The organism is Streptomyces sp. NPDC059080 (assembly GCF_042739975.1).
GTDB classification, from domain to species: domain Bacteria; phylum Actinomycetota; class Actinomycetes; order Streptomycetales; family Streptomycetaceae; genus Streptomyces; species Streptomyces benahoarensis.
In genome coordinates, this window is sequence record NZ_JBHYGX010000009.1 from 165,772 (window position 1) to 173,186 (window position 7,415).

A 7,415-nucleotide genomic window follows, 5' to 3' on the forward strand; every position below is an offset into this window, starting at 1 on the left:
GGGCGCGGGCGTATTTGTGAGGGTCCGGACCTCGATCCCGGTGGGCGATACTGGGTTCGAACCAGTGACCTCTTCGGTGTGAACGAAGCGCTCTCCCACTGAGCTAATCGCCCGGGTGCCGGCGGGGTTTCCCTCGCGAACGACCTGAACAATACAGGCCGCCGCGGCTTTCCATCAAATGCCTCCCCGCGGCCCGTACGACACCCCCGCGCCGGTCACGGGGCGCGACCGCCGGGCGGCGTCAGCGGGCCAGCCAGACCGCGAGACCGCGCCGCCCGGAGCGCATCATCAACGCGTGGTTGAGCACGAACAGCGGCCGCCCGGGCAGCGCCAGCCGTCGCAGCAGCGGCTTGCGCACCTCCACCTCCTGCTCGAAGAGGACGCGCGTCCCGCCGCCGCGCGCCGCGACCGTCCAGCGCACCCACCCCTCCAGATCGCCGCGGAGCGTCACCTCCAGCACCCCGGCGCGCGGGTCCCGCGCCCCTTCACCGGCGACGACGTCCAGGTGGTACGGGAGGAACGAGCGAAAGCGCGCGGTCCCGCCGGACTCGCCGGTGCGGTCGACGGCGCGCACCTGGGGCCACCACCGCGGATAGCTCTCGACGCGTTCGAGGACGGCGTAGACGACCGCGGGCGGGGCGTCGGGCAGCAGCCACACGCTGCGGAAGCGGTAGCGGTGGAGTGCGCGCGACCAGGAGGGCATGGGTTCAGTGTGCCGCCCCGGGGACGGTGGAGCCCAACAACCGCGAAGGTCCGGAGGCTTGAAGCCTCCGGACCTTCGGCCGGGGTGGGCGATACTGGGTTCGAACCAGTGACCTCTTCGGTGTGAACGAAGCGCTCTCCCACTGAGCTAATCGCCCGGCGCACGGCACACATTACCCCACGCCGAAGGGGCTCCTTGACCAGCCGGGCGGCCACCGGCGCAGGTCACCGCCACCGTCCCCGCCCCATCGGACGCAGCACCACGACATCGCGAGGCCGACGACGAAGACCCGGCGGCCTGCCGACTCCGGCACGGAAGGGCGGGAGCGGCGGAGCAGCACGGCGCCCACGAGCCGAGCCGGACTCCGGTGGACGTCGCGCCACTCCGCCGACGATCACCCTCCCCTCACTCTCCGTATTCATTTCGTCAACATGCCGGACCGCCCTGCTCTCCCGGAATAACCGTGGGGGACGATCTTTCAATCCGCCGTCAGAGGTACTCGAAGCCACCCAAAACACTCAGAGGGGTTTACAACGGCACCGTAGGTGGCATGTCGATTTCGCCGACGTGCGAATCCCCGAGCGCACACTGAGCGAAAGGCCCTGGCGCTTATGAACACCACGGTCAGCTGCGAGCTGCACCTGCGCCTCGTTGTGTCGAGCGAGTCCTCACTGCCTGTACCGGCGGGCCTGCGGTATGACACGGCCGATCCTTACGCCGTGCATGCCACCTTCCATACCGGAGCCGAGGAGACCGTCGAGTGGGTTTTCGCCCGCGATCTCCTCGCCGAGGGCCTCCACCGGCCCACCGGCACCGGCGACGTCCGTGTCTGGCCGTCCCGGAGCCACGGACAGGGCGTGGTCTGCATCGCCCTGAGTTCCCCGGAAGGCGAGGCCCTCCTGGAGGCCCCCGCACGGGCCCTCGAATCGTTCCTCAAAAGGACCGACGCCGCGGTACCTCCCGGTACCGAGCATCGGCACTTCGACCTCGACACGGAGCTCTCCCACATCCTCGCGGAGAGCTGAGACGCACCACAGCCACCCACCGCAACCAACCCGCACACGTCCGCGGCGTCCGACTCGGGGAGACGCCGCGGGACCGACAAGTTCATATGGCACACTCCGGCGCCGTCGCCGCGGACCCACCGCGGCGGCGGCGCCGTGGCGTGGGCGACGCGCTAGAGTCGGCGACCATTCCGCAAGGACTCGGGGGCGGCGAACGGGCCGCCCCAACCGGCCTGGGAGCGAAACCGTGATGATCACGCATGACACCCGGTGCGCCCTGGACGCGGTCGTCGACCTGCTGAACACGGCCCCGGAGGGGGAGGCACCCGGCAGCCCGGACGCCCTGACCGATCCGGCCGCGCTGCGGGAGTTCACCGCGCGGCACGCCATCAGCGGGGTCGGCGCCCTCGACGACGCCGATCTGGCCGCCGTACGCGCCCTGCGTACCCGCTTCGCGGAGGTTTTCGCCGCCCCCGACGACCGCAACGCCGCCGAGCTGCTGAACACGCTGATCACGTCCGCGGGCACCACCCCGCAGCTGACGGACCACGATGGCTACGACTGGCACGTCCACTACTTCGCGCCGGGTGCCTCGGTCGCCCACCATCTGGCGGCCGACTGCGGCATGGCGCTGGCGTTCCTGGTCGTGGCGGGTGAGCGGGAGCGGCTGCGGCGCTGCGAGGCGCCGGGCTGCCGCCACACGTTCGTCGATCTCTCCCGGAACCGCTCCCGGCGCTACTGCTCCAGCCGGACCTGCGGTAACCGGCTGCATGTCGCCGCCTACCGGGCACGGCAGCGGGAGGCCGCTGACTGAGCCGCACCGGCCACGTCCCGGCCCTCACTGGAGGTACAGGTCGTGGACGGCGCCCAGCAGCAGCAACAGGCCGATGAAGGCGAGGAAGAGCATCAGGGGCGGCTGGGACAGCGCGAAAAGACATCCGCGCGGTTCGGGGGCCGGGGCTTCATCCCGGGCCAGGGCGCACTCATCGTTCATTTCGCGACGATCATGGCGCAGCCGATCGGTCGCGAATGCCCAATTACCTCCTCAGTGGCGGGAGTTCATCAGATCCCGTGTTTTTTGAGGATCGCTTCGATGTCCGAGAAGTCATCCTTGGGGGCGGCTGCTCCGCCCTTGGCCGCGGCCGCGGGACCGGAGACCGTACGCCCCGAACCGAGGGACGGCGCGGAGGCACCCGGGGCCACTGCGTCACCGCGGGCGGCCGCGGCGGCCCGGCGCTCCTTGCGGCCGCCTGTCCCGCCCCGGCGGCGCTCCACGGCGCGGCCGATCACGAACAGCACGGCCGAGAGCGCCAGCAGGCCGAACCCGGCCCAGACCGTCGGCCTGAGGACGATCCCGGCGATCCAGTCGATGACGCCGATCATCGCCAGGCCGATCGGGATGAGGGCGAACGCCGCGATGCGCGTCGCGGCGAGGAAACGCTTGCGGTAGGCCGTCAGCGCGGCGACGGCCAGGCCCGCCGCCGACACCGCGGCGCATACGGTCGATGTCAGCATCGGGTCCTCCTGCCCTGGGTGGGAGGGAGCGCGCCCTGCGTCCCCTTCCTCCATCCTGCCCTGCCCGGCGTCTTTACTGCCATGCCCGGCCGTGGTGATCAGGGAGATCTCCGGGTCGGGCTCCTCCCGAGGTCCAGGTGCCCCTGCCGCCCGGCGGGCTGGAAGACTGGCCCCATGAACGACTCCCCCGCCACCGGCACCCCCTCTTCCGAGCCCGTTGTCCTGGACGTCTGGTGTGAGCTGCAGTGCCCGGACTGCCACACCGCCCAGGACGATCTGCGTGCCCTGCGCGAGCGCTACGGTGACCGGCTGGACATCCGGCTGCGGCACTTCCCGCTGGAGAAGCACACGTACGCCTACGCGGCGGCGCAGGCGGCCGAGGAGGCCGCCGAACAGGGCAAGGGCCAGGAATTCATCGAGGCGGTGCTGGCCCGCACCGAGGAGCTGGGCCGCTCCGGTGAACGGCTGCTGCTGGAGGTCGCGGACGCCGTGGGGCTGGACTCCGACGAGCTGGACACCGCGCTGATCGACGGCCGCCATCTGCTCATCGTCGACGCCGACCAGGCCGAGGGCAAGGCGATCGGCGTGCGCGGCACCCCCACGTACGTCATCGGCGGGGAGCTGCTGGACGGCAGCGCGAACCAGGAGGGGCTGCGCGCCCGGATCGAGGAGATCGCGGACCGGCTGCTCGCCTAGGGCGTGTCGTGCAGGGCGTCGCGAGCCAGGCGGGACGTTGCGAACACGCCCGGGAGTGGAGCCGCGTCAGAGGATCGGCTTGGCCAGCAGAAGCGTGGTGGGGCGGTAGCCCAGGGCCTCGCAGAGACCGCGCGCGGCGGCGTCGTCCGTGCGGACGGTCAGGCCGGTGAGGGGCGCTCCAGCGGCCAGGCACTCCCGCTCCGCGATGCCCAGCAGGGCCCGGCCGTGGCCGCGGCCGCGGTGCTCCAGGGCGACGAGGAGGTCGAGGACGCGGCCGCCGGGCAGGTCCGGCGGCCGCTGATCGACCCAGACATGGCCGACGTCGGTGCCGCGGACGGCAAGGAGCCGCACCGCGTGGTGCGGGGTATCGGCGCCGCCCGGGAGCAGTGCGCGGTGTTCGGCCTCCGCCGCCCGAACGGCTTCCTGCGAGGTCAGGCCCGGTGCGGCAAGGAGGCGGGCGCGGTCCGCGAGGGCGGTGGCGCGCCAGGCCGGGTACCCGGTGCCGGTCAGTGGACGGTCCTCGGCACCGGGCGGCAGCGGCGGGGCTCCGACGATCACCTTGGCGAGAGAGCGGGCGTGTTCGGTGTACCCCAGGGCCACCGCGAGGCGCAGCGCCGCCTCCCCGCCGACGGGGACGGTCAACGCGATGCGCCGGCAGCCCCAGCCGCGCAGGACTTCCTCGGCGGTCAGGGCGGCGACGGTGGCCCGGCCGCGGCGGCGGTCGGCGGCGTCGACCGCCAGCTCCTCGATCCGGCCGGTGGCGGGCCCGGTGAGCGGGTCGGTGGTGAGCCGGACGCCGCCCACCCGGCGGCTGTTGACGCAGATGTCGTAGCGGCGGGCGCGGTGGCCCTCGCCGTCTCGGTCCTCCGGTCCCGCGGGACGCAGCGTGGTGGTCACGGGGGCCTTCTACCCGCCGCCGCGGCCCTTCACCTCACCGCGGGTCGAAGTCGGCGGCGGCGCCCGCGTCGAAGGCGCACATCGCGGCGCGCGTCACCGGGCCCGGTACGTCACCGAGTTGGCGGTCGTCGATCCGCGTCACCGCCTGGACGTCGCGGAGCGTGGAGGTCAGGAAGATCTCCTCGGCGCGCTCCAGGGCGTCCAGCGGCAGATCGGTCTCCTTGGCACCGGCCCAGGCGACAGTCAGCGCGCGGGTGATCCCGGCCAGGCAGCCGGAGGTCAGCGGCGGGGTGTGCAGTTCGCCGTCGAGGACGACGAAGACGTTGGAGCCGGTGCCCTCGCAGAGCGCGCCGACGGTGTTGCCGAACAGCGCCTCGGAGGCGCCGCGTTCCCGGGCGCGGGCGAGCGCGACGACGTTCTCGCCGTACGAGGTGGTCTTCAGCCCGGTGAGCGCGCCGCGCTCGTTACGGGCCCAGGGGACGGTGACCGCGGCGGTGGCGTCGGGGCGGCGGGTCGCCTCGCCGAGGGCGATGACCAGGGTCGCGGGGGCGTCGCCGCGGTCGGAGCCGAGGGGTGATTCGCCGCCGGTGTAGGTGATCCGCAGCCGTCCGAGCGGCATCGGGTTGGCGTCGATGACGGCGGCGCAGCCGCGGCGTACCTCGTCCAGGTCCGGTTCGGGCAGCCCGAGACCGCGCGCGGAGTGGGCCAGCCGCTCCAGATGGCGGGTGAGGGCGAAGGCCCGGCCACCCTCGGCCTTGACGGTTTCGAACACGCCGTCGCCGACCGTCAGGCCGTGGTCGAAGACGGACACCCGGGCGCTGCCGGCCTCCCGCAGTTCCCCGTCCAGCCAGATCCTCATCGCCCAGTCCTTCCGTTCACGTCGTGCTCGCCCGACGCTACCGCGAGCAGTCGGCGCGCCTTCAGTTCGGTCTCCGCCCACTCGCGCTCCGGATCGGAGTCCCAAATGATCCCCGCGCCCGCGCCGAACCGCAGCTCGGGCCCGTCCGTCGCGGCGCGGTCGATCCAGAAGGTACGGATGCCGACGGCCAGCTCACCGGTGCCGCGGTCGGCGTCGACCCAGCCGATGCCGCCGCAGTACGGCCCGCGGGGCGCCGCCTCCAGCTCGTCGATGATCCGCAGCGCGCTCCCCTTGGGGGCGCCGGTGACCGAACCGGGCGGGAAGGTGGCGGCGAGGAGATCGGCCCAGGCGCTCTTGGCATGGGGCTCGGCGACCTCGCCGCGGACGGTGGAGACGAGGTGGACGAGGCCGGGGTGTTCCTCGACGGCGCAGAGCGCGGGGACGGTGACGCTGCCGCTGGCGCAGACCCGGCCGAGGTCGTTGCGGACCAGGTCGACGATCATCACGTTCTCCGCGCGGTCCTTGTCCGTCAGATCGGCGGCGATGCGCCCGGTCCCCTTGATGGGGCCGGAGTCGACGGTGCGCCCGTCGCGGCGCAGATACAGCTCGGGCGAGGCGGTGGCGACCTCGACGCCGTGCGCCGGGAGCCGGATCGTGCCCGCGTACGGCGCAGGGTTGCCGAGGGCCAGTACGGCGGTGAGCGCGTCGATGTCGCTGCGGTCCGGGTCGGGCAGCGGCGCGCTCAGCACCCGGCAGAGGTTCACCTGATAGACGTCCCCCGTCCCTATGTACGCGCGTATGCGGCGCACCCCGTCCATGTACGCGGCGCGGTCCAGGGAGCTGCGCCAGCCGTCGGGGGCGGGGCCGTGCCAGGCGCGGGGGTCGGGGGCGTCGGCCGGGGTGGCGGGCCGGACGTCGGCGAAGCGGGCGCAGATCGCCTCCCCCTCGAATCCGGCCACCACCGCCCACCAGCCCGTGGAGTCCAGGGCTGCGGGGTCGGTGGTGACGTCGCGAAGATCGGTGGCGATGAGGCCGCCGAAGCGGGCCACAGGAGGGAGATCGTGCACGTCAGCGAGTCTAGATCTCGGGCCCGTCCGGCGCCGTGGGCAAGCCAGAGGCGCAGCACCTGCACAAACGTGTTTTTGTACTGGCCCAGGAATCCGCTAGAGTTCAACACGTCGCCGGGAAGCGCAAGCGCCCCGGAGGCCCGGTAACTTCCCCGGCATGATCCGGGAGAGTCACCTGCGGACGTAGCTCAGTTGGTAGAGCACCACCTTGCCAAGGTGGATGTCGCGAGTTCGAGTCTCGTCGTCCGCTCGATGTGGGGGATCATCCCGAACCCCTACGCTCCAGGTGGAGTGGCCGAGAGGCGAGGCAACGGCCTGCAAAGCCGTCTACACGGGTTCAAATCCCGTCTCCACCTCCAAGGACGATTAGCTCAGCGGGAGAGCGCTTCCCTGACACGGAAGAGGTCACTGGTTCAATCCCAGTATCGTCCACTGCCCGGTAGGATTTACGGGCCTCGCGCGATTAGCTCAGCGGGAGAGCGCTTCCCTGACACGGAAGAGGTCACTGGTTCAATCCCAGTATCGCGCACGCAGTACCCATGGAGGGCTCAGGTTCTCCGCGGTCCCGAGGACGATTAGCTCAGCGGGAGAGCGCTTCCCTGACACGGAAGAGGTCACTGGTTCAATCCCAGTATCGTCCACATCGCAGGCCGAAGGGCCGGAGCAGCGAAGGC

Annotated in this window: 9 protein-coding genes and 7 tRNA genes; 8 read left to right on the forward strand and 8 right to left on the reverse strand. The window is 72.0% G+C overall.

Translation table 11 applies throughout. The features are described from left to right. Positions 1–41: 41 nt before the first annotated feature. The 3 genes from ACFWWQ_RS10390 to ACFWWQ_RS10400 all read right to left on the reverse strand — a co-directional run bounded on the left by ACFWWQ_RS10390 (position 42) and on the right by ACFWWQ_RS10400 (position 860). Positions 42–113 (reverse strand) — tRNA-Val (locus tag ACFWWQ_RS10390). 128 nt (positions 114–241) lie between these two features. Beyond that, positions 242–703, reverse strand: coding sequence for an SRPBCC family protein (locus tag ACFWWQ_RS10395; protein ID WP_384593243.1), 462 nt, complete (start codon positions 701–703; stop codon positions 242–244). 85 nt (positions 704–788) lie between these two features. Continuing rightward, a tRNA-Val gene (locus ACFWWQ_RS10400) sits at positions 789–860 on the reverse strand. 454 nt (positions 861–1,314) lie between these two features. On the opposite strand from ACFWWQ_RS10400, the gene ACFWWQ_RS10405 reads away from it, so the two are divergent. Together ACFWWQ_RS10405 and ACFWWQ_RS10410 are read left to right on the forward strand one after the other, a co-directional pair. Beyond that, a complete protein-coding gene (locus ACFWWQ_RS10405; protein ID WP_003959770.1) occupies positions 1,315–1,728 on the forward strand; it encodes an SsgA family sporulation/cell division regulator in 414 nt (137 codons plus the stop codon). Positions 1,729–1,954: 226 nt separating this feature from the next. After that, positions 1,955–2,521, forward strand: coding sequence for a CGNR zinc finger domain-containing protein (locus ACFWWQ_RS10410; RefSeq protein WP_384593246.1), 567 nt, complete (start codon positions 1,955–1,957; stop codon positions 2,519–2,521). Positions 2,522–2,545: 24 nt separating this feature from the next. Here the strand turns inward: ACFWWQ_RS10410 and ACFWWQ_RS10415 are convergent, their stop codons facing one another. Both ACFWWQ_RS10415 and ACFWWQ_RS10420 read right to left on the reverse strand, forming a co-directional pair. Next, complete coding sequence (locus tag ACFWWQ_RS10415; protein ID WP_169749979.1) at positions 2,546–2,701, reverse strand: hypothetical protein; 156 nt, start codon at positions 2,699–2,701, stop codon at positions 2,546–2,548. A 68-nt stretch (positions 2,702–2,769) separates the two neighbouring features. Further along, positions 2,770–3,222, reverse strand: coding sequence for a hypothetical protein (locus ACFWWQ_RS10420; protein WP_384593250.1), 453 nt, complete (start codon positions 3,220–3,222; stop codon positions 2,770–2,772). A gap of 174 nt (positions 3,223–3,396) precedes the next feature. On the opposite strand from ACFWWQ_RS10420, the gene ACFWWQ_RS10425 reads away from it, so the two are divergent. Then, positions 3,397–3,918, forward strand: coding sequence for a DsbA family protein (locus ACFWWQ_RS10425; protein WP_384593253.1), 522 nt, complete (start codon positions 3,397–3,399; stop codon positions 3,916–3,918). A gap of 66 nt (positions 3,919–3,984) precedes the next feature. Here ACFWWQ_RS10425 and ACFWWQ_RS10430 read toward each other — a convergent pair whose 3' ends face one another. Genes ACFWWQ_RS10430 through ACFWWQ_RS10440 form a run of 3 tightly spaced genes read right to left on the reverse strand, consistent with a single transcriptional unit; the run spans position 3,985 to position 6,741 of the window. Beyond that, positions 3,985–4,815: a GNAT family N-acetyltransferase gene (locus tag ACFWWQ_RS10430; protein WP_384593256.1), complete on the reverse strand. Its 831-nt coding sequence runs from the start codon at positions 4,813–4,815 to the stop codon at positions 3,985–3,987. Between the two features lie 34 nt (positions 4,816–4,849). Further along, complete coding sequence (locus ACFWWQ_RS10435; RefSeq protein WP_384593259.1) at positions 4,850–5,674, reverse strand: aminotransferase class IV; 825 nt, start codon at positions 5,672–5,674, stop codon at positions 4,850–4,852. Further along, positions 5,671–6,741, reverse strand: coding sequence for a chorismate-binding protein (locus tag ACFWWQ_RS10440; protein ID WP_384593263.1), 1,071 nt, complete (start codon positions 6,739–6,741; stop codon positions 5,671–5,673). The genes ACFWWQ_RS10435 and ACFWWQ_RS10440 overlap by 4 nt, the downstream gene beginning before the upstream one ends. 177 nt (positions 6,742–6,918) lie before the next feature. Here ACFWWQ_RS10440 and ACFWWQ_RS10445 point away from each other — a divergent pair. The 5 genes from ACFWWQ_RS10445 to ACFWWQ_RS10465 all read left to right on the forward strand — a co-directional run bounded on the left by ACFWWQ_RS10445 (position 6,919) and on the right by ACFWWQ_RS10465 (position 7,382). Further along, a tRNA-Gly gene (locus tag ACFWWQ_RS10445) sits at positions 6,919–6,991 on the forward strand. A gap of 35 nt (positions 6,992–7,026) precedes the next feature. Then, a tRNA-Cys gene (locus ACFWWQ_RS10450) sits at positions 7,027–7,100 on the forward strand. A gap of 1 nt (position 7,101) precedes the next feature. Then, positions 7,102–7,173: transfer RNA gene (locus ACFWWQ_RS10455), tRNA-Val, on the forward strand. Between the two features lie 25 nt (positions 7,174–7,198). Continuing rightward, a tRNA-Val gene (locus ACFWWQ_RS10460) sits at positions 7,199–7,270 on the forward strand. Between the two features lie 40 nt (positions 7,271–7,310). Next, positions 7,311–7,382 (forward strand) — tRNA-Val (locus ACFWWQ_RS10465). Positions 7,383–7,415 lie beyond the last annotated feature (33 nt).

Excerpts from the sequence above, each read along its gene's own strand:
- ACFWWQ_RS10420 (WP_384593250.1), bottom strand. The coding sequence starts at position 3,222 with ATGCTGACATCGACCGTATGCGCCGCGGTGTCGGCGGCGGGCCTGGCC.
- ACFWWQ_RS10415 (WP_169749979.1), bottom strand. The coding sequence starts at position 2,701 with ATGAACGATGAGTGCGCCCTGGCCCGGGATGAAGCCCCGGCCCCCGAA.
- ACFWWQ_RS10395 (WP_384593243.1), bottom strand. The coding sequence starts at position 703 with ATGCCCTCCTGGTCGCGCGCACTCCACCGCTACCGCTTCCGCAGCGTG.
- ACFWWQ_RS10405 (WP_003959770.1), top strand. The coding sequence starts at position 1,315 with ATGAACACCACGGTCAGCTGCGAGCTGCACCTGCGCCTCGTTGTGTCG.
- ACFWWQ_RS10425 (WP_384593253.1), top strand. The coding sequence starts at position 3,397 with ATGAACGACTCCCCCGCCACCGGCACCCCCTCTTCCGAGCCCGTTGTC.
- ACFWWQ_RS10435 (WP_384593259.1), bottom strand. The coding sequence starts at position 5,674 with ATGAGGATCTGGCTGGACGGGGAACTGCGGGAGGCCGGCAGCGCCCGG.